Source organism: Lutibacter agarilyticus (assembly GCF_900188235.1).
Classification (GTDB): Bacteria; Bacteroidota; Bacteroidia; order Flavobacteriales; family Flavobacteriaceae; genus Lutibacter; species Lutibacter agarilyticus.
Window position 1 is genome coordinate 238,450 of record NZ_FZNT01000006.1, and the last position, 18,939, is coordinate 257,388.

Annotated in this window: 22 protein-coding genes; 2 read left to right on the forward strand and 20 right to left on the reverse strand. The window is 27.1% G+C overall.

Translation table 11 applies throughout. From position 1 onward, the window contains the following. Positions 1 to 138 precede the first annotated feature (138 nt). The 4 genes from CHB67_RS11690 to CHB67_RS11705 all read right to left on the reverse strand — a co-directional run bounded on the left by CHB67_RS11690 (position 139) and on the right by CHB67_RS11705 (position 4,696). Positions 139 to 2,880 (reverse strand): TrlF family AAA-like ATPase, encoded by a 2,742-nt coding sequence (locus CHB67_RS11690; protein WP_089381969.1) that lies wholly within the window; start codon positions 2,878 to 2,880, stop codon positions 139 to 141. Between the two features lie 185 nt (positions 2,881 to 3,065). Further along, a complete protein-coding gene (locus CHB67_RS11695) occupies positions 3,066 to 3,512 on the reverse strand; it encodes a hypothetical protein (protein WP_089381970.1) in 447 nt (148 codons plus the stop codon). A gap of 248 nt (positions 3,513 to 3,760) precedes the next feature. Then, a complete protein-coding gene (locus tag CHB67_RS11700; RefSeq protein ID WP_141119714.1) occupies positions 3,761 to 4,249 on the reverse strand; it encodes a hypothetical protein in 489 nt (162 codons plus the stop codon). 258 nt (positions 4,250 to 4,507) lie between these two features. Next, the gene (locus tag CHB67_RS11705; protein ID WP_089381972.1) at positions 4,508 to 4,696 is read right to left on the reverse strand and encodes a hypothetical protein; all 189 of its coding nucleotides are present in this window, start codon (positions 4,694 to 4,696) and stop codon (positions 4,508 to 4,510) included. Between the two features lie 59 nt (positions 4,697 to 4,755). Here CHB67_RS11705 and CHB67_RS11710 point away from each other — a divergent pair, with 59 nt between their 5' ends. Together CHB67_RS11710 and CHB67_RS11715 are read left to right on the forward strand one after the other, a co-directional pair. Continuing rightward, on the forward strand, positions 4,756 to 4,989 hold the full coding sequence (locus tag CHB67_RS11710; RefSeq protein ID WP_089381973.1) for a hypothetical protein: 234 nt from the start codon (positions 4,756 to 4,758) through the stop codon (positions 4,987 to 4,989). A 35-nt stretch (positions 4,990 to 5,024) separates the two neighbouring features. After that, positions 5,025 to 5,255 (forward strand): hypothetical protein, encoded by a 231-nt coding sequence (locus CHB67_RS11715; protein WP_089381974.1) that lies wholly within the window; start codon positions 5,025 to 5,027, stop codon positions 5,253 to 5,255. Here CHB67_RS11715 and CHB67_RS11720 read toward each other — a convergent pair. The 16 genes from CHB67_RS11720 to CHB67_RS11795 all read right to left on the reverse strand — a co-directional run bounded on the left by CHB67_RS11720 (position 5,248) and on the right by CHB67_RS11795 (position 17,838). Continuing rightward, a complete protein-coding gene (locus CHB67_RS11720; RefSeq protein WP_089381975.1) occupies positions 5,248 to 5,508 on the reverse strand; it encodes a hypothetical protein in 261 nt (86 codons plus the stop codon). The two genes, CHB67_RS11715 and CHB67_RS11720, sit on opposite strands and share 8 nt — an antisense overlap. Positions 5,509 to 5,763: 255 nt before the next feature. Next, on the reverse strand, positions 5,764 to 6,201 hold the full coding sequence (locus CHB67_RS11725) for a helix-turn-helix domain-containing protein (RefSeq protein WP_089381976.1): 438 nt from the start codon (positions 6,199 to 6,201) through the stop codon (positions 5,764 to 5,766). A 173-nt stretch (positions 6,202 to 6,374) separates the two neighbouring features. Next, positions 6,375 to 6,764 carry a hypothetical protein gene (locus CHB67_RS11730; protein WP_089381977.1) on the reverse strand — a complete coding sequence of 130 codons (390 nt, stop codon included), beginning with the start codon at positions 6,762 to 6,764 and terminating at the stop codon, positions 6,375 to 6,377. Between the two features lie 149 nt (positions 6,765 to 6,913). Continuing rightward, complete coding sequence (locus tag CHB67_RS11735; protein ID WP_141119715.1) at positions 6,914 to 7,354, reverse strand: hypothetical protein; 441 nt, start codon at positions 7,352 to 7,354, stop codon at positions 6,914 to 6,916. A gap of 129 nt (positions 7,355 to 7,483) precedes the next feature. Next, complete coding sequence (locus CHB67_RS11740; protein ID WP_089381979.1) at positions 7,484 to 8,002, reverse strand: hypothetical protein; 519 nt, start codon at positions 8,000 to 8,002, stop codon at positions 7,484 to 7,486. Between the two features lie 171 nt (positions 8,003 to 8,173). Continuing rightward, a complete protein-coding gene (locus tag CHB67_RS11745) occupies positions 8,174 to 8,719 on the reverse strand; it encodes a zinc ribbon domain-containing protein (RefSeq protein WP_089381980.1) in 546 nt (181 codons plus the stop codon). 204 nt (positions 8,720 to 8,923) lie between these two features. After that, positions 8,924 to 9,949, reverse strand: a complete 1,026-nt coding sequence (locus tag CHB67_RS11750; protein ID WP_141119716.1) for a hypothetical protein — start codon at positions 9,947 to 9,949, stop codon at positions 8,924 to 8,926. 13 nt (positions 9,950 to 9,962) lie between these two features. Next, positions 9,963 to 10,229, reverse strand: coding sequence for a hypothetical protein (locus CHB67_RS11755; protein ID WP_089381982.1), 267 nt, complete (start codon positions 10,227 to 10,229; stop codon positions 9,963 to 9,965). Positions 10,230 to 10,536: 307 nt separating this feature from the next. Then, on the reverse strand, positions 10,537 to 10,950 hold the full coding sequence (locus CHB67_RS11760; protein ID WP_089381983.1) for a hypothetical protein: 414 nt from the start codon (positions 10,948 to 10,950) through the stop codon (positions 10,537 to 10,539). Positions 10,951 to 11,130: 180 nt separating this feature from the next. Then, on the reverse strand, positions 11,131 to 11,835 hold the full coding sequence (locus CHB67_RS11765; protein WP_089381984.1) for an SIMPL domain-containing protein: 705 nt from the start codon (positions 11,833 to 11,835) through the stop codon (positions 11,131 to 11,133). Between the two features lie 155 nt (positions 11,836 to 11,990). After that, the gene (locus CHB67_RS11770; protein WP_089381985.1) at positions 11,991 to 13,568 is read right to left on the reverse strand and encodes an ATP-dependent nuclease; all 1,578 of its coding nucleotides are present in this window, start codon (positions 13,566 to 13,568) and stop codon (positions 11,991 to 11,993) included. 152 nt (positions 13,569 to 13,720) lie between these two features. Next, positions 13,721 to 14,167, reverse strand: coding sequence for a hypothetical protein (locus tag CHB67_RS11775; protein ID WP_089381986.1), 447 nt, complete (start codon positions 14,165 to 14,167; stop codon positions 13,721 to 13,723). Next, positions 14,148 to 15,599: a hypothetical protein gene (locus CHB67_RS11780; RefSeq protein WP_089381987.1), complete on the reverse strand. Its 1,452-nt coding sequence runs from the start codon at positions 15,597 to 15,599 to the stop codon at positions 14,148 to 14,150. The genes CHB67_RS11775 and CHB67_RS11780 overlap by 20 nt, the downstream gene beginning before the upstream one ends. Before the next feature lie 255 nt (positions 15,600 to 15,854). After that, on the reverse strand, positions 15,855 to 16,250 hold the full coding sequence (locus CHB67_RS11785) for a hypothetical protein (protein WP_089381988.1): 396 nt from the start codon (positions 16,248 to 16,250) through the stop codon (positions 15,855 to 15,857). Positions 16,251 to 16,543: 293 nt separating this feature from the next. After that, complete coding sequence (locus CHB67_RS11790) at positions 16,544 to 17,125, reverse strand: hypothetical protein (protein WP_089381989.1); 582 nt, start codon at positions 17,123 to 17,125, stop codon at positions 16,544 to 16,546. Positions 17,126 to 17,271: 146 nt separating this feature from the next. Then, the gene (locus CHB67_RS11795) at positions 17,272 to 17,838 is read right to left on the reverse strand and encodes a hypothetical protein (RefSeq protein WP_089381990.1); all 567 of its coding nucleotides are present in this window, start codon (positions 17,836 to 17,838) and stop codon (positions 17,272 to 17,274) included. Positions 17,839 to 18,939 lie beyond the last annotated feature (1,101 nt).

Consider the following 18,939-nt stretch of genomic DNA (forward strand, 5'->3'; position numbering starts at 1 on the left):
CAACGGTTTTTGGTATGGAAAGTGGCGTTTTTGAAAACGTAATTTTCCGATGTTTAAATTTAAGTTATTTATGTTTTAGAAACATTATATTTTATTGAATTTAGCAATTTTTTATACCAGTTGTTGGGCGTGAGTGCTTTATTTTATGAACTTGTATTTTTCTCTTCGTTTCTCAAATGCTAAATGACCACCTTCTAAGATTTCACATATTTTATTATTTATCTTTTCATTTTCTAAGCTTCCAGAAATATATTTTAGCTTTCCTTTATTATTCTGTGCTATTATAATTTGTTCTGCATCTGCATTAATCACTAAATTAGCGTTGTGAGTAACAATAATTACTTGTCTATATTTTTTTAAATTTTTGAATAAATCTATCAGATTCGACATAATAAATTCATTATCTAAATCATCTTCTGGCTGATCAAAAATTATAGGTTTTGAAAATGCTTCAGTCGCAAGCATCATTTTTAAATAAACAGTCCCTTTTTGTCCTACAGATATTTTATTAAGGTCTTTCTTTTGATACTTTAAAATAGGAAAAACTTTTATATATTGTTTCCTTTTATTTTCATCAAATAATACATTTGTAAAAGTTTCTTTATAAAAACCTGTACTATAAAAATCTTGTAAATATTTGTTCTTAATATATTCGAAGAATGTTGATAAATTCTCAATTCCAAAATGTTTTACTTGTGCAGCTTTATTGTTTTTTACTCTCCATTCTGAACCATTTATACAATGATATATCTCATTGTAAAATTTTTGCTCATCGAAATCAACTATAACCTCAATATCCAAATCATTTAAAAGATTTTTCATAATTTCTTTTTGCTGAATGTTCAAGTCTTTTCTTTCATCAACTTTTGTGAAAGTTTCCCAATCAGACAAAATTTTATTCTTTTGAATTGTGTATTCTTCCTCTATTTTTGAAATAAGTGATTTTGATTCTTTATTGTCAGTGAATAACTCAATTGTTAGTTTTGTTAATCGTTCTTGTTTTGCTTTTGTCTCTTTTATTTTTTTTCTAATATCAAATAATGAATTTTGAAATTTATCAACATCTTTTAATAGAGTTGTTAAGTCTCCTTTATAATATTTTTCAAATTCATCTTTTACTTTAGTGATTTCAATTTCAATTTTAGCAATTTCTTTGTTAACATTTTTTAACCATAAGTCTATAGCAACTACTTGGTTTTTAAATGTCTTAGAAGAAGGTTCTATCTCTGGGATATTTTTTGTTTCTTCATTAAGTGAGACTATTTTCTCATTTAAGGAAGTAATATTTTCATTTAATTGTTTTGTGAAATTTTCAAGTTGAACTTTCTTTAATTTTAAAGTATTTAATTCTATTAAATTTTTCGAATATTTCTCGAGTTTATCTTTATTTTCCTTTGTTGTAATATTATTTATAAATTCATTGGTAGACTTTTCTTGACTTTCTAAATGTTCTATTTTATTCTCATTTTCATTTAAAAATTCTTTTAACTTATGTAATTCATCAATATTATCTAAAACTTTTTGATTTAACTCCTCGTTAAATATTGATTTTTTGAGTTTTGCTAAATTACTAATGGAATTTGCTAATTTTGACTTTTTCTCACGGTCTTCAACTTGATTTTTCAAGTTACCTTGATTTATGTATATAAAATCTACAGAATGTTTATCCTCATTAATTGGAAATGTCAGGCTTTCTGATTGATTTCTAATGGTTTTGCAGTAATCAACTTCAATATTTCCATTTTTAGAGAAAACACCTTCTTTATTTGTTTCTTTATCAAAAAAACTAGTCGCAATATATTCGGTTAACATACTTTTTCCTTCTCCTCGACCACCAATGATTGTTATTAAATTGGGATTTAAAGGGATAATGGCAGAGGATTTGTCAAAAATTAAATCATCATCATCTGTGAAAATTTGTTCGTCATTATTAAATCTAAATGATGAAAAATAAGGTTTATCAAAGTCAAATGATGGATTAGTATTTTGAATTTTTACTCTTTCATTTGGTTCATATTTTATCTGTTTTAAACCTTCAAATGTTGGGTCAGCTTTAATCCAAGTATTACATTGATAGTTTTTACTTGGCTTTTGTGTGCCATCTGGCTCAAATTCAAAAGTATCCAAATATTTGAATTCGTGTATATCTAGAGAATGAAGTAGTTTTTTATTGCCAAATTCGTCCAGCCAACTTTGGTTAGAAGGGTTAGTTGTGAAGTTATTACTGAAAAATGCCCCAACTTGAGAATACAAATTATCTTTAATCAGTTTCAATTGTTGATTTTTTTCTAAATTACTCCACTCTTTATAACCTAAGAATAAAAATGTTCTTTCCTTCCAAGTAATGGAATTTAGAAATTCAAACACTTGTCTTGTGGATGGAATTAATGAATTAAAACCTTCTTTTAAACTACCAGCAATTGAAATGAAATTTTCTTTGGATAAACTTTTGGTTTTGTGTTCATCTAAAGATGAAATATTTATTTTACTAATAAATTCTTCATTTACAAGTTTAATTTCTTGACTCAAATTTGATTCATCTAAGTCAAATAGTATGTGCAGGTTTATCTTTTGTAATTTATTTTCATTACCGCTTCCAAATGTGTCAATTCTAAACTCTAAAATTGGAAATATCTTTTCAATATTTTTTAGTCTGTTATGCTTTAATTTGTATTCCATAACTTTCTCATAACCATCAATGAAATAATAATCGGTGATTCCAATCACTTTTACATCATTTGGTAAGTTTTCTAAAGCTGAAATAAATTTCTCCCAATTTTCAGGAGTATTTCCATAATTTTGGCAGATAGAATTAGGTGTATGGATATGTAAATCCCAGATTCTCCACTCAGAACCCTTAGTAAATTTATTCTTTATCATATTTTGTTGTCTTCTTGCAATTTTTTTTCGGCATTACGCCCAACGGGCTTTTATAAGATTTGTGCGACTGGAAAATCGGAGATTTTTCGGACGTAGCAAATCGTTAGTTGAATGTTTGTCGTTTGTACTAAATCAAATTTAAGCATAAATTTTATGAGTTGTTGCCCACAGTTATTTTAATCCAATTATTTTATTCCTCTTATTTTTGTCAAAAACGTACTCATTAATCTTGTTATATTCATTTTCGGTTTTTCATTATTTGGGTCTTTTAGCCAAAATCCGCAAACATTACAAATGACCTCATTTTTGTAGGTGACTTTTTCATTATTAGAATTGTAAGCTTTAATTAAAATACCAAAACTCCCTCCACTTGATTCATTAGTATATTTTACTTTATCCCTTCTAATTTTATCAGAATAACATCTTGGACATCTTTCTTTTTCATCAATCAATTTTGATTTAGGATTTTCCTCAATCAATTTTTCAATTCTGTACTCGGTTAATCCTCTTTTAAATAGAATCTTTTTAATCTTTTCTTGAGAATTTTTCAAGTATGTATCAAGCTTATATTTAGCAAAAAAAGCTAGTTCATAATCATCAAAATCAGAAAGGTATTTATCTATTTTACTCATTTATCGTAATTGTGGGCAACGGGATTTTATATGATTTGTGCGACTGGAAAATCGGAGATTTTTCTGCCGTAGCAAATCGTTAGTTGAATGTTTGTCGTTTGTGTTAGTTCGAATGTAAGCATAAATTATATGAGGTGTTAACTAATTTGCGACACGTTCTGCTGATTATTTAATTTTAGTGATTACTAAGTTTTATCATTCTAGTTTTATTTTAGTTAGAATTTTACAAATTCATTGTAATTTTTGGTTTAATTTATCGTTAGTGTTCGTCCAACTTTAAAAGATTTATATTGATAGTAATCAACTTTTATTAAAAAATATAAATTTTTAAATACAATATTGTCATTGTTTTCTTTCCAGCTATTCGCATACAACCAATTATAATCAACAAACCATTTATTCTTGAACTTATCAATTGAAATCAATTCTTTTGATTTAGAGATTACGTTAAATTCTAACTTATTTAATTTAGGTCCTCCGCCTAATCCCCATAAAGATTCAATTCCAGGATTTTCCTTTTTTTCTATTTCAATTTGTTTCAAATACTCATTATAATCTTTTCTTAAACTAATTGAGAAATAATCAATTGAGTTAATGTTTGTCTCTTTAGTTATTTTTCTACTATTAGTTAAGATGATGTAATCATCGCTGCTATTATCAAGAATGAAGTATGCATCTCTTTTTTGAGAAAAACATAAAACTGAAAAAAGTAATAAGGTAAATGAAATCTTTTTCATATTTCTTTTGATTGAATTATTATTTCTGAAATCAAAAATCATTCCGTTAATATTATTCAGTTTTTTAATTCCGTTTTCAATCGAGCAATTTTAGTTAACGACTTAGAGTATGAAAAGTAGCGCAAAAACAACAGTAAATTTCAGATTAGTAAATTGGTTTAAAAACACAAAATTAGGTAAATGGCTTGGCAAAATAAAGCTATTTTTTATACGCAGTGTTGCCCACAGTAAACTTTTATCATTTCTAATCAAACCGTTTCAATTTTTATTCAACGTTGTTGATTTGCTATTTTTCATAATCGTATCGTTTTTTTCAGGCAATGCAATTTCAAAATCTGAAGATTCAGATGATGATTTTTCATACATTGTTTGGGTTTCCGTTTTATTATCAATATTTTCGTTTTGGGTGTTTTCTTGATAAATATATATAATACTTAAAAATTTCATTTCCTAAATCATTCATAGTTCACAATTTCAAATAATCACTAAATTTAAAAACCAACATTATGTCAAAAAATAAAAAAAACACTCCGTTAAGTTCTGAATCTGTCATAAATAATAATCCTATTCAAATTTTCGTTGAAGGTAATTGGATTCGATATGTTAATCTAACCGATAATCTTTCTTTTATGATTTCTCACGATAATTTCATTAAAATGTATAATGATTTTATGGAAAATCACTCAACATCACTTGATGGTAGCGAGTTCCAAAGGTTTGTTATTTCTAAACGTAAATAATCTGATAATAAAATTAATAATTAAAAACCACCATTATGTCAAAAAACAAAAAAAACACTCCGTTAAGTTCTGAATCAAATAAAGTTGAATATCACGAATTTAATCCTCAATTTAAAGAAATTTCCGATAATATAATGGCAGATTATAAGGAATTACTCATATTAGATAAAATATTAACTCAAATCAAAGAAAATAAAGAACTTTTCAAAAAGCATAATTTTACATTGGAGTTTTCAGATGGTGAAGAAACTCAACAACTTATTTAGGTATTTTTTTCATATCCTCCATAAATTCAAAACAACAAAAATCATCAAATAATAATCCAACTGAACCATTATCGGTATTTAACTCTGCGGTAATGGTTCCTTTTGTCTTGTCTTCACATTTACTACATTCCATCTCCTTAAACATTTCTTTAATCTGTAATAAAGTATTCTTAACTAACTTTTTCTTAGTTAAATCATTTTCAATATTATCAGTCGGTATTACAATTATATTTATTCTTTCTTCACTTTCCATAGTATTCGTATTGTGGGCAACGTGATTGTGTATGAATAGTTTTGGTTAAAAAGTTAAATTATTCGGAATAAAAACCTACACAATGTAATGGGAAACAGTAAATAGATTGAAGCACAAAGCCAAAATTATTTATACACGTTGTTGCAAAACGTTGTGTAGTTATGTCTTATCTCAATATTTTTAAAATAATTATTCTTTCTATTTTAGTTATATCCAATTCTGTGTATATTTTTTACTGCCTTAAACTACTAATATTCAACTTCCGCAATAGAGGTTCAAAATTCCAAGAATCCCAAGCAATAGAGTCGACACTGCTGCCACAAATGAAAACATCACTAAAAGATTATCTTTAATCTCCATATTTCTTATTCTTGCTTTATCGTTTTTAATTTTTTGAGTATATCCACCATCTTGTAATAAAACTTCTCCATCCATATTTATTGTGTAATGTTTAGTCGGGTTTCCATTACCATCTCCTTGAATCTCAATTCGCACCATATTATCTCTTTCTAACTTATCTAATACATTTAAAACATCTTGATTAGATATAATTATACTTTTTGGTTTTGAATATTCTATTGGTATTTTAAAGCTACAATGATATGCGAGTTTTCGATTATCATTCAGATAATTCAGAACAGAATCTAATTTTTCTGTTGCAGTAGGTTTTGTTTTTAAATTTCTCTCAATCATATTCTAATTTTTCCTTCCTTACTCATAGCTTAAATGTTTTGCAACGGGTTTTTATATGATTTGTGCGACTGGAAAATCGGAGATTTTTCGGTGGTAGCAAATCGTTAGTTGAATGTTTGTCGTTTGTACTAGTTCAAATTTAAGCATAAATTATATGAGGTGTTGCCACATCGTTATTTTTTCAATCTGAAAGTTTCAATCGTTTTTTTATCATTCAATTCTAAAATTATCAAACTATCTTGTAATTCAAGAATCTTGTGGTAAATCGTATCTCCGACATTTATTGTTTTCAAGTATTCATTCAATTTTCTCTCATTATTATTTATAATCTCAATAGAATCAATAATCGTATAATAGCAAATATCCTCTGCAGGTAAAGTCATTTTTTTATAAAATCCTAACTGATTTTTTCGTACACTTATTCCATTCAGAGTATCATTATCATTTTTCCATTCTCCTCGATTTAGTATTATCTTTTTATCTCTTTCTGTTTTGATGATTTCATCTGATTTACATCCAATTAGTAGGGTGAAAACTAGAATCATTAATATTATTTTTTTCATTTTCGGCAATGTGTGGCAACGGGCTTTTATAAGATTTGTGCGACTGGAAAATCGGAGATTTTTCGGACGTAGCAAATCGTTTGTTGAATGTTTGTCGTTTGTTCTAGTTCAAATTTAAGCATAAATTTTATGAGTTGTTGCCAAACGTTTTAATCTATTCTTGTATAATTATGAAAGTTGCCTCTTGGTAAATAAATCAAAGTCATATTTTTATCTGTAAGATAATCTAACTCATATTCTAACGTGTCAGATTTATTCGTTAACGTTAGACTTTTAATTTTATTTTCAATCGTTTTATCAATTATCTGATAATCATAAATATCAGTTGAATCTGTTATTTCATTTTTGTATTGAAAAATCCATTGAAATCCATCAATTTTAACTGTCGCTAAAGAATCCTCTGAATGAATCCATAATCCATTTGTAATTTTCAGTAGAATTATTGAATCCTTTAATTTCAACTCATATCGCTTATTTATCGAATCATTTTTTACTCCACTAGCAAAACTATATAAATATCCGATTCCTAAAATAAACAATCCAATAATCATAAATATTAAGTTTTTTATTTTCATCGTAATGTTTGGCAACGGGCTTTTATAAGATTTGTGCGGTTTAAAAATACGATATTTTTCAGCCGTAGCAAATAGTTTGTTTAATATTTTAAATTTTCTATTAGTTCGAATTATAGCATAAATTTTATGAGTTGTTGTAAAGCGTTAATCTATTCCTTTAATATTATTCAATGTTTCAGTTTTCATTATGTCTAATTCCATTTCATAATTATATTTAGGTAAAAAGACCCAATATTTTTCTGCGTTATTAAAATCTCTTTCTAATTGGATATTTAATGTGTCATTTTTTGAAATTATACTTACTAAATATTTTGTCTCTGGATGAGAATGATTATTGAAATAAAAACTATTCACATTTGATAAATCTGTTAAAAGTTCTTTATTATTCAAGTTTTTTTCTTCTTTTCCATTTATTAATATTTTTGAATCGTTTTTAAGAGCAAATTCTGATTTTTCAATTATTTCATTTCTCAATGAAGTACTTATTATCATATTCAATCCAATTATCATAAAGACCATAAAAACTATAAAAGCTATTCCAAACAATGTATTGTTCTTTGGTTTTGAATCAGAGAAGAAAGCTATTCCAAGTAATCCAATGAAAAATATTGCTAAATATATAAACAATAAATTTTCTCTTACCTCTATCAAAAACTCAATCATATTAAGATTTTTTTCGTAATGCTTTACAACGGGTTTGAATATGCTTTGTGCGTTTGGAAAATCGGAGATTTTTCGGACGTAGCAAATTGTTTATTGGATGTTTGTCGTTTGTACTAGTTCAAATTTAAGCATAAAATATATGCGGTGTTGCCTGCTGTGTTTTTCGAATCATTACTCGTATTTATCAGGTGTAATTGAAATTAATAAAAGAAACTCTCCGTTTTTATCTTTGTAATGATAATTTATAGTCATTTTATTTTCTCGTTGAATCTCCATTTGTGGAGTCGTTTTAACGGAGTTAGTTAATGTTGGTTCAAGAAAATTTCTCATATCCTCTGTGTTAACATCTGCTTTTTCAAGATTTATAAGAGTGTAGTTATATTGAAAAATATTCTCAGGAAGTGAAATCGAATTATCTAAACGAGTTTCGGAATCTACCATAATTGGACAAGATTCATTTATCAGACTTGCAACTTCCATCATTTGTTTATCAAAAGTTGGTTTGAATAGAAAATTTTGAACAGCGAAATATGAAACTGCAAAAGCAATAATTCCAATAACGACACTTGTAATTTTTTTCTTATTATTTTTTAATTCTGTTTCTTGAATAGGAGGGGTTTCTATTTTAATATTCGGTAATTCGAATCCACATTGTTTACAATATTTACTATTTATCGAATTTTCAGTTTCACAGTTTGTGCAAATTTTGTTTGTCATTAGATGTTTAATTTTCAGATTTAATTTTTTTCCGACATTGCAGGCAACGGGCTTTTATAAGATTTGTGCGACTGGAAAATCGGAGATTTTTCGGACGTAGCAAATTTTTGTTGAATGTTTGTCGGTTTGTACTAGTTCAAATTTGAGCATAAATTTTATGAGGTGTTGGCAACTGGCTTTTTTATTAGTTCGGTTAAATTTGAATTAATTGCTTATAAGTTTTGTTTTATGACAATAATCGTTCTCATTTAGACTGAATTCACCTTTCCAAATCTTTGTGTCACCAAATGCAAAATATTCATATTCTCCAGGAGGTAAATTAACCTTTATTACACCTTTTTCTATATCGCAATTTAATATTGTTTCATCTTTCCAATATTCACTAATTTTGCCTAAATAAGAATAACCATTCTTGTGCTTTATAATTATATCTATTTTACTTCCTTCTTGAACTGTAGTGTAAAATATTTTTGATATTCCGCTATAAAATTCAGGAACTCTTTTTAATGGTTTGTCAGAAACAGCATAAATCAAAACATTTTCTTGTTTTCCTAATTTTGTTTCTATTGTCAAGGTTAGAAATGAAGATGAAGATTTTGTATTTATTACGGGATAGATTATGTTGTAATTTCCAATATAATTTATAACTTTTCCATTTAAGACTTGAAGGCATCTCTCATAATTAACTGCTTTGGGAGTTTCTTCAACGCTGGATTGAGCTTCGGAAATAAAAAAGCAATTGTACCAACCGTCAGAAAAAGTTAAAATATTCTTTAAATCTTTATTCTTATTCTCTTTGAAGTTTTTAATACCACTTTTCACAATCGCAGAATATGTTTTTTTTGATTTATCGTGGAATTTAAAGAATTCATCTGTCACTTGATTTTGGCGATTTGTATAATTTCTGTAAGCTTTTTGTTGACTCAACCTTCTTTTTTGTTCGTAACTTAAGTTGTCATATCTAGCTTGCTTTTGAGCCATAACTCTCGCTAATAACTCTAAATTTACTGGAGCTACATATTTTCCATAGTCTGTTTTTCGGTTATTGTCTTCAGTGGAATATATTTCCCATTGATTTAATAGTGAATTATAGGTTTTGTATGCTATCATTTCGCCGGATTCATTAAAAAACTCATATCGATTATATAATGAATTATATTTTTGAACAACGCTTTGAGAAAAGCAAAATGAAAGGTTTAAAAATATCAAAAGATAAAGAGTGAATTTCATAAGAAGTTTTTTATTAATTGTCGTTAGTGTTTTTATTTTCAATTTTTTGTATGATATCCTCTACATCTTGAATAAAAAATTTTGTTATGTGAGATTCCTCTTTGATTCCTAAATGGTATTTGAGAAGCTGATAATTATCAATTATTCTTTGTGTTTGATATTGAATAATCGATTCAATTGTTTCGCGATTCTTTATGGTTTTAGCCTTATTCTTTTCTATGGTTTTAACTTTAAGTAAGTAAATGTCTTTTTTCAGCTCTTCTAATTGTTTATATGTCATCGGTGTATTTTAAGATAGATTAAACTTGGTTCTTCAGTTTTCAGCTTGTTGCCAACGGGCTTTTATAAGATTTGTGCGACTGGAAAATCGGAGATTTTTCGGTTGTAGCAAATCGATTAGTTAGAATGTTTGTCGTTTTAAATTAGTTTAAATTTAAGCATAAATTTTATGAGTTGTTGGCTGCTGGCACTTATTCATATTTATAATATTTTGTCGTTTCACTCTATTTAAAAAACTTTATGCCGCTTTTGACTATTTTCATATACTTGTTTTTTTTAACCATAGTTGACTGTGATTATTTCTCATACTAATATAAATCGAATAAATATGAAATAAAAAAAAGAAATCCCATCATTATTAATAAAAATAAAAATTGTCTCATTTGTTGTTTGGAGCTCCATTCATAGTTTCCTCCTCTATCTAAAGGTATTCCTTCTTTTATGTAAGCTCTTCTCATAAACTGGTCATCTGTAGGCTCAGTAATCTTAGATTTTTTATTATTAGGATAAACAATCTGTTTTATATCTAAATTCGAATATGCTAAGCAAACAGATTCTTTATAGTTATCCAAATTCTTTTTGCCTAACTTAGGTTGCCAACCTTTGTAATAATCAGAGAATCGTTTTGTACAATTAGGACACCAAGTTTGATTTTTATTCAGAATCTCAGTTAGATATTCACATTCTCCACATTTTATAAAATATCGTTTTTTGTCAGTCATTAATCTAAAATGTTATGTGTTTAGTTCGTTTCTCTGCTTGCTGCCAACGGGCTTTTATAAGATTTGTGCGACTGGAAAATCGGAGATTTTTCGGACGTAGCAAATTGTTTATTGAATGTTTGTCGTTTGTACTAAATCAAATTTAAGCATAAATTTTATGAGTTGTTGTACAACGTATTTTTATTCTAATTTGAATTTAACAGTAATTTCACTTTCAACTTTAATTTTCTCAAACTCTATATCAATCGGCTTGAATTTGGTTTCTTTTAAACTACTCATTCCTCTGATTCGTATTCCTGCAACTCTACCTTGTAATTGATTAGAAATATTGCCTAAATCTGAAATGAAAATTGCATTTCCAACTTTCTGATTTAATGGATTTGTCATTGAAATTGCGTTTAATTTTGCTTTTTTAATTGCTTTAGATTTTAATTCAAGTTTCAAATTTTCAATTTTAGAATACTCGGTTTTCTCAAGAAGAACATTTGAAATATTGATATTTTCTAATTCCATTATCACTTTTCCCGCAGTCAAAGCATCAAAGACTAATAATGAATAAGCTTTACTTTTTAAAACATCTTGCTGTTTAAGGAAGTATTTTTTGAAATTACTCGATAAATCAGATAATGAAAGTTGATTATCTAAATTAATCCCCAAAGATTTGAGTTTGTCAGCCATCTTATTTTCAAGTTCTTCAACCGATATTTTTCCTTTAGTGTCTTTTTCAGTTATCAATATTGTTAAAAATATTCTATCTGGAGTTACTAAAGTGTCAACTTTTGCACTCGTTTCAATATAAGGTTGGTCGATGAAGTTTTTAGTTTGTGAAAATCCAATATTAGAAATAAATAAAATTGTCAAAACTGTGATAATTATCTTTTTCATATGTTCGTTTTTATATGTTGTACAACGGTTTTTGGTATGGAAAGTTGCGTTTTTGGAAACGTAATTTTCCGATGTTTAAATTTAAGCTTTTTAAGTTTTAGAAATATTTTATTTTATTGATTTTAGCAATTTTTTATACCAATTGTTAGCAGCTTTTATTTTTTAAATATTGGTGAAAACATATTTTTTAATTTACCTTTATTTTCAGTATAATCATAAGTGTCATCAACATAAGCTGAATATAATCTTTGCTTAACTCTTGCTATTGAGTCATTTGTAAGTTCACAAATCTCTTTAAATATCCAATTTGTATATTTTTTTGCACCAGCTCTTGGATTTTTTGCTTTGTTTGGGTGGAATGATTTACAATTTTTGATTAGTTTTCTGATATCTATTGATGAGTCAGGAAATTGAATGTTAATTTCCGAATTTACTTTATTCTTGTTGTTGTTCATCCAATCCCAAAGACCCAATTCGGGTGTTATATCAAGATATTTAATTTTTTCATTTTGAGAAGTAAATAACTTGTAAATTTCATTTTCTTCGTCACTTCGTTTATTTCCTTTTTTTGAAAGTTCATTTTTGCTCTCAATTACATCATAATCTAAAAATGAAAATTGTCCAATACTTTTATTTAATAAATATTGGTGAGAATTTTTCATAAACCTTAAAACTTCAGTGTAACCTCCAATAGGAAGAACTTTCCATAAAGGTTGAACTTCTTTATTCTTTATTTGAAAATATTTTCTAATTAATTCTTTTAGTAAAACTTGTGCTGATGAATCTTCAACAAAAAAGACGAAATCAGGTTGGAAATCTTCCTCAACTGCGACTTCTTGTAGAGCTAAAGCTGGATAACAATTATAATTGATATCTACCTTGCCAAATTCATCTTGATTAAGGTATATTAAATTATCAGCAGTTTTTATCAAACTACTCGAATGAGTTGAGATAATAACTGTTAATTGTTTTTCTTTGGCTTTATCTTGTAAATACTTTAAGAGGTTCACTTGAACTCTAGGATGTAAAGCAACTTCTAATTCATCAATAACAATTAGTGAGTTTTTTTTAATAGTTTTTAATTGGTATAATAAATTCAAAGTATAAATCTCTCCAAGACTAAAACTAGACTCTGAATAAAAAAATAATTTTTGTTTACCTTCAATTATTTTCTGATAACTAATTAAAAAAGCTGTAGTATTTCTTCGCTCTGCACCTCTTCTTCCTCTCGTTTCTCCAGTATTAATTTTTTTTAAATTTTTAAATTTAGGGCTCTCTAAAATTTCAGACATTTGTGTCTGTAATTCTTTAGAAGCTGACCTAGCAGAACGACCTTTTCCTCCCTTAATTTTCTCACCTTGAACATATACTCTTTCACCAAGAGGTAGCATAGTTATTATTTCATTGTAATTAAAATCGGAAAGAGTTGAGACTGTTTTAGTAGTTGGTCTCCAAGAATCGGAACTTTCCCTATATGTATATGTTACAGAATTATTTTTGTTAGATTTAAAAGTAATCTCGCTAAAACCATAAGAGTCAACATTATTAGATATATTTTGATGAAAATTATTTTTAAAAGAATTTTTATCTTTCAATCTACTTAAACAAATTAATAATGTTGTTTTACCACAACCATTTCTGGCAGTCATTACGTGGACACCTGGACTCGGTAATTCGAATTCCATTTTCGATATACCTTTTACATTTTTAATTATTATAGTGTTACCTGTCATTTTTTAATTGCTGCTAACGGTATTGTATATGAAAAGCAGCAGTTTAAAGAGTTTAAATTTTCGTTTAAACTATAAAATAACAGAAAAGTACAAGTTTTGGAAGCTTGTACTTCTTCTGCTATTTTTTATATACGTAGTTGTGGTTTGTATTTTTAACTAAATACTCTTGTTTTTCCTACAGGAATGATTTCAATTAAGCTATTCGAATCATCTTTAATTATAATATAAAAGTTAATCTTTTTTGGTTCATTTATTTTTAAATAATTCTTATTAGCAAACTTAATGCTATCTTCAAATTGATCGAATAATTCTTTTTTTGAAAGTATATTCAATCTTTTTAAGACACTACTATTTTGAGTATTCGACGGAATGTTTTCTAATTTTGAAAAGAGGATTGTCTTATCACCATCACAAACAACAAAAAACATTTTTTTATAAAACTCTTTAACATTAGTGCAATTTGAAAAATTATCATCATAAATAATGTAAACATCTGTCTTTTTTTGAGAATAATAAATAATACTAATAAGCCCAAAAATTAAAATAATTGAGCCAATAATATATTTATACTTTATTTTTTTATTTACAGTTTGAATCATTATTTCTTGCTATTGTTTTTACTTGTTTTAATAGTTCTAGGTCTACCTCAGATAAATTATAAACACCTTCTGAAACTAAGATTTTATAGTCATCAAAATATGGGAAAATTGAACTATCATAATTATATAATACATTCGCCATTCGATTTATTAATTTATCTGCCATTATATCATGGCTATAATTCCCTATTCCTGTATCATTTATATATTGATTATACAACTCTTGAAATGTTGCATTTGAATTATCAAAATGTTTAGCTAAAGAGGCGTGTGCAATTTCATGAACGATGTTAGATGCAATTTCAATTGAAGACCTATGGTTTAATAAATTACTATTAACCTTAATTATGTAATGACCTTCTTCAATAGGATGATCAAATGTATGAGCTCCTTCATTAATTGGTAAATCATCTGACATTAAAAAAGTAAGATCATTATCTCCAATATTTCCATCACCAAATTCAATAAAAAGTTCTGTAATTAAATTATGGGTATTTCCTATTCCTGATGAGATAAGTTTTTCATAAGCACACAAAGCTTTACCTGTGAGGTCGTTAATTATTTCAACAGGCTCAGGTATGCAATCTCCATTTGGATCAGGTATATAATTTGGAGGACAACCATTATTCTCAGAGTAGTCTGATCCACTAGGGCCACCGCTACCCGGGTTTTCACCTTCTGGATTAGAATATCCTGGTCCACCAACCGTTCCTCCTCCTGAAAGAAAACAAGATAGGATACCTAATGCTTCAAATGTCCCATCTGGATTCCAATAACCAAAAAGAATGCAAGTATATTCAAGGTTTTTTTCTTCATCTTTTCTTAAAACTTTACTCGCATAGTTAGGTTTAATTATATTACTTTCTTTAAATTCATTTTTCTCAATTATTTCATTTTCATTATTAATTACAGTAATTAAACCATCAAAGTTTTTTGGGAGTTTAAAATAATTTAATTCAGAAGATTTGTTGTTAAAATTACTTTTACTATTAAATTGTAAAATATTAACAATAAAACTTATATAATTATGAGAGTTGTCTTTTGAGGGTAAGAGTAATAATCTGTTAAAAGTTTTTAATCCATTATAATTCTTATGATTTATATTTACGTCTTCATTTAATATTAACGGAACTTCAACAGCAACTCTTCCATTAAGTTTTGTAACAAAAGCATAATCCCAATCAATTATTCTAGTAATATCTAAAATAGAAAATTGATTGAGTTCACTATTTTGTTCGAACCATTGCTGAGCTTTTTCAATATCATCTTGCTCTTTGCTCGTTTTTTTATTGGATAATTCAGTTTCAGTAATTTTGTTATTTGAACTTTCTAAAAGAAGTTCGTTTTCTTTTTGGCAATTAGTAAATGTTAAGAGTAGTCCAAATAGCAAAATTCCCTTTTTTAACAAATTTGTATTTTTTTTCTTTTTCATAAATTATTGTATTTAAAGTTAATAAATATTTCTTTGAAGGTGCAATTTTTTATTTTAATAATTTTACGGTTTTCCCGTAATCATTTTTATGGGATTTTGTCAGTCATAATATAAACCACAACGGTCTTGTGTATGATTAGTTGCGGGAAAATCCGCAAGATTTTTCCGCCGTAGCACTAAGGTAATTAATTCGAGTGAATTTCCGCCAAGGAAATTCCGTAGCAATTAATTATACACGTTGTTGGCAATAGTACTTTATTTTATTAATTTATTCAATCTTGGTTGTAAAACCCAATACCCAATAAATGAAAACCACATTAGAAAAAATTCACCAGCATAATCTCCGAATTTAGCATTCCTTCCTAATTCCACTGATTTCATAGTTTTCGCAGCGAATCTCAATCCATAAAAGATGCAAAACATTGAAAATAGATGTAAAATAATAATTACTCCAAACAGTCCTCCATTCCCATCTCCTTCATTTAAAATATAATCCAATCCTAGAGTCAGAAGTAAAATGTAGATTATTGGAATTAAAAATAAAATTCTAAATACTTTAATATTCAGTTTTGAATCCAGTGGTAATTTATCATTCAATGATGTTGATATTGCCCAAACCCATCCCAAAGTTCCAATTGTGAAAAAAATCATTGAAATCGTATTCAGTGTTGAATTATAGGATGAAAAAAAGTTTATAAATACAGGTGTAAAAACAATAAGGAACAATTGCCAATGTTCAAGTTTAAGTAAAAATTTCATTTGTTTATTGAGGTTTATGTTTGGTATTATTGCCAACGGGCTTTTATAAGATTTGTGCGACTGGAAAATCGGAGATTTTTCGGACGTAGCAAATTGTTTGTTGAATGTTTGTCGTTTGTGTTAGTTCAAATTTAAGCATAAATTTTATGAGTTGTTGGCACTAGTAATTTTTAATCAATTATTATCTATTCAATAATTTCTGTTATAAAATCGTGTAAAAAAAGCATTTTTAATCTTTTCTCAGAACCTTGATTATAAACAGATATTTCATATTCCATTTTTGGTGAAATTGATTTTTCAAAATAAGAGTTTTCATTTTTTGCAAGAGCTAATAATTTATCAAATTCTTTATTACTCAAATATGAAAATATTATACTCCTTGCGTTAGATTTGTCAATTGTTGAATAATTTTCTAAAAACTCATTTGTAATATTATAATTGTCTTTCTCAAATAAAAAAGAGTAATGTTTTTTTCCGACAATAATTATTCCAGCGTGAGAATAATTTGATGGGTCTTGTGACTTTTCATCAATAATCATAAATGATTCTAGTTTATCGATATTTAAATCATTCTTTTCTAAAATGGTTTTATAGATTTCAATTTTTGCTAGATTTTCATTCTTAATCACATCTTTAATATATGATGGAATTTCATCACTCAGGTTTGTGCTTTTCTTTAAATATTCTTCTGTAAAGTTTTGTGAATATGAAATTAAATTTATCAATAAAAATAAAGTCGTTAATATCGTTTTCATAGTTTTTTTCATTATTTGTGCCAACGGGCTTTTATAAGATTTGTGCGACTGGAAAATCGGAGATTTTTCGGACGTAGCAAATCGTTAGTTGAATGTTTGTCGGTTCGTTATTTAGTTTAAATGTAAGCATAAATTTTATGAGTTGTTGGCAACTGGCATTATTCATTTAATGTAATATTCATAGACTCATTAATTCGTTTTAAATAATTTTCCTTTTTCTCTTTTTCAATTTCAAGCTCAGTATTTATCTTTTTTGTTGAGTTTTCAATTAAGTTGAGTAAAATAATTGCCCAAAGATTCAAATAAACAAAACTGTTATTGTCAGAACTGAAAATGTCAATTTGAAATTCACTAGCTAATATTGAAAAATTAAATTCCAATGTGTTTTTTGTCAAGTTATATCCAACAAATAGGTTTCCCCCAGAACTCAATAAATAAGTTATTCCACCAAATGAAATTGCAAATATTTGAAAATATTGTAAAACTCTTGAATAATTAATTGATTTTTCTTTTTTCTTAAATAACTCAATTCCTGCAAATATTGAAAATCCATAAAATGCTAATAGAAACAGAAAAACCAAAATTAATTTTGAATTTGTCTGAAACCCTTGAAGTAATAACCAAAAAATCAATCCAATTCCAGATAATCCACCGATTATTTCTATAATTCCAACAGCTTTTAATATGTTTCTTTTGGATTTTAAAGTTTCATTTAAATTGTTCATAGTATTTTTTTTCCGCTTGTTGCCAACGGGCTTTTATAAGATTTGTGCGTTTGGAAAATCGGAGATTTTTCGGACGTAGCAAATCGGTTTGTTAGAATGTTTGTCGTTTTGTACTAGATCAAATTTAAGCATAAATTTTATGAGTTGTTGGCTAATTTAGCGACACGTTATGCTGATAATTGAATTTTAGTACTTTCCGAGATTTGTCATTCTTGTTTTTTATAAAAATCCTTATCTTTTTTGTTATTAATTTATCTTTTTACTTGTTTTACGTTCTGCAATTTTTTTCCGTTTCAATGCTAAAAAAATCCGATTCGATGCTCAAATCCGCTCTGATTTTAAATTTCTCCGTTTCATTGAGTTTTTTACGTTTCAGCTCTCAAAATCGGTAGAGTAGAAGTGAACTCAAATTTATCATTTTTATTTAATTTGTCATTGAAAGTAATTTTAAATCAAATCAATTCTCCGACTGTTTTTATCTTAAAAATCTATTTTATTAAACTCAATTTTATCTGTTTTATTTCTGACCGGAAAAGTTCATCCGAGCTATTTTAGCCAACGGGCTTTTATAAGATTTGTGCGACTGGAAAATCGGAGATTTTTCGGACGTAGCAAATCGTTTGTTGAATGTTTGTCGTTTGTACTAGTTCAAATTTAAGCATAAATTTTATGAGTTGTTGTAAAAAGTAACTTTTTCATTCCATTGCTAAAAATCGAACCGATTCAATTCTCAAAATCCGTAATAATTAGCAAAATCATAAATGTTTCTCGTTTAAGTTAGATTTAATCATTTTACTTTTTGTTTTTTTATTTCTCCGTTTTGTTAGAATTTATCTTTTTAGGATTTCGCTCCGCCTATTTTTCTCCGCAATTATGCTAAAATCAATACGTTTCATTGCTTAATTCGGTTCTGATTGAGATTTTATACGTTTCAACTTTTCACTCCGTAATTGTGCTTAAAATCGTACCGATTCAATTTGCTTTTTTTGCGTTTCAATTCTCAAACTCCGACAACAAAATAGTTAGTCAATAATCTAACTCATTATACTAAAATTGTGGATTTCCGAGGGAAATCCGTTATTTTTTACAACGGTTGGTGTA

Coding starts and splice junctions, on each gene's coding strand:
- CHB67_RS11750 (WP_141119716.1), bottom strand. CDS start 9,949: ATGAAATTCACTCTTTATCTTTTGATATTTTTAAACCTTTCATTTTGC.
- CHB67_RS11795 (WP_089381990.1), bottom strand. CDS start 17,838: ATGAACAATTTAAATGAAACTTTAAAATCCAAAAGAAACATATTAAAA.
- CHB67_RS11780 (WP_089381987.1), bottom strand. CDS start 15,599: ATGAAAAAGAAAAAAAATACAAATTTGTTAAAAAAGGGAATTTTGCTA.
- CHB67_RS11705 (WP_089381972.1), bottom strand. CDS start 4,696: ATGAAATTTTTAAGTATTATATATATTTATCAAGAAAACACCCAAAAC.
- CHB67_RS11730 (WP_089381977.1), bottom strand. CDS start 6,764: ATGAAAAAAATAATATTAATGATTCTAGTTTTCACCCTACTAATTGGA.
- CHB67_RS11700 (WP_141119714.1), bottom strand. CDS start 4,249: ATGAAAAAGATTTCATTTACCTTATTACTTTTTTCAGTTTTATGTTTT.
- CHB67_RS11715 (WP_089381974.1), top strand. CDS start 5,025: ATGTCAAAAAACAAAAAAAACACTCCGTTAAGTTCTGAATCAAATAAA.
- CHB67_RS11710 (WP_089381973.1), top strand. CDS start 4,756: ATGTCAAAAAATAAAAAAAACACTCCGTTAAGTTCTGAATCTGTCATA.
- CHB67_RS11755 (WP_089381982.1), bottom strand. CDS start 10,229: ATGACATATAAACAATTAGAAGAGCTGAAAAAAGACATTTACTTACTT.
- CHB67_RS11785 (WP_089381988.1), bottom strand. CDS start 16,250: ATGATTTTTTTCACAATTGGAACTTTGGGATGGGTTTGGGCAATATCA.
- CHB67_RS11790 (WP_089381989.1), bottom strand. CDS start 17,125: ATGAAAAAAACTATGAAAACGATATTAACGACTTTATTTTTATTGATA.
- CHB67_RS11770 (WP_089381985.1), bottom strand. CDS start 13,568: ATGACAGGTAACACTATAATAATTAAAAATGTAAAAGGTATATCGAAA.
- CHB67_RS11745 (WP_089381980.1), bottom strand. CDS start 8,719: ATGACAAACAAAATTTGCACAAACTGTGAAACTGAAAATTCGATAAAT.
- CHB67_RS11720 (WP_089381975.1), bottom strand. CDS start 5,508: ATGGAAAGTGAAGAAAGAATAAATATAATTGTAATACCGACTGATAAT.
- CHB67_RS11695 (WP_089381970.1), bottom strand. CDS start 3,512: ATGAGTAAAATAGATAAATACCTTTCTGATTTTGATGATTATGAACTA.
- CHB67_RS11775 (WP_089381986.1), bottom strand. CDS start 14,167: ATGATTCAAACTGTAAATAAAAAAATAAAGTATAAATATATTATTGGC.
- CHB67_RS11740 (WP_089381979.1), bottom strand. CDS start 8,002: ATGATTGAGTTTTTGATAGAGGTAAGAGAAAATTTATTGTTTATATAT.
- CHB67_RS11690 (WP_089381969.1), bottom strand. CDS start 2,880: ATGATAAAGAATAAATTTACTAAGGGTTCTGAGTGGAGAATCTGGGAT.
- CHB67_RS11765 (WP_089381984.1), bottom strand. CDS start 11,835: ATGAAAAAGATAATTATCACAGTTTTGACAATTTTATTTATTTCTAAT.
- CHB67_RS11725 (WP_089381976.1), bottom strand. CDS start 6,201: ATGATTGAGAGAAATTTAAAAACAAAACCTACTGCAACAGAAAAATTA.
- CHB67_RS11760 (WP_089381983.1), bottom strand. CDS start 10,950: ATGACTGACAAAAAACGATATTTTATAAAATGTGGAGAATGTGAATAT.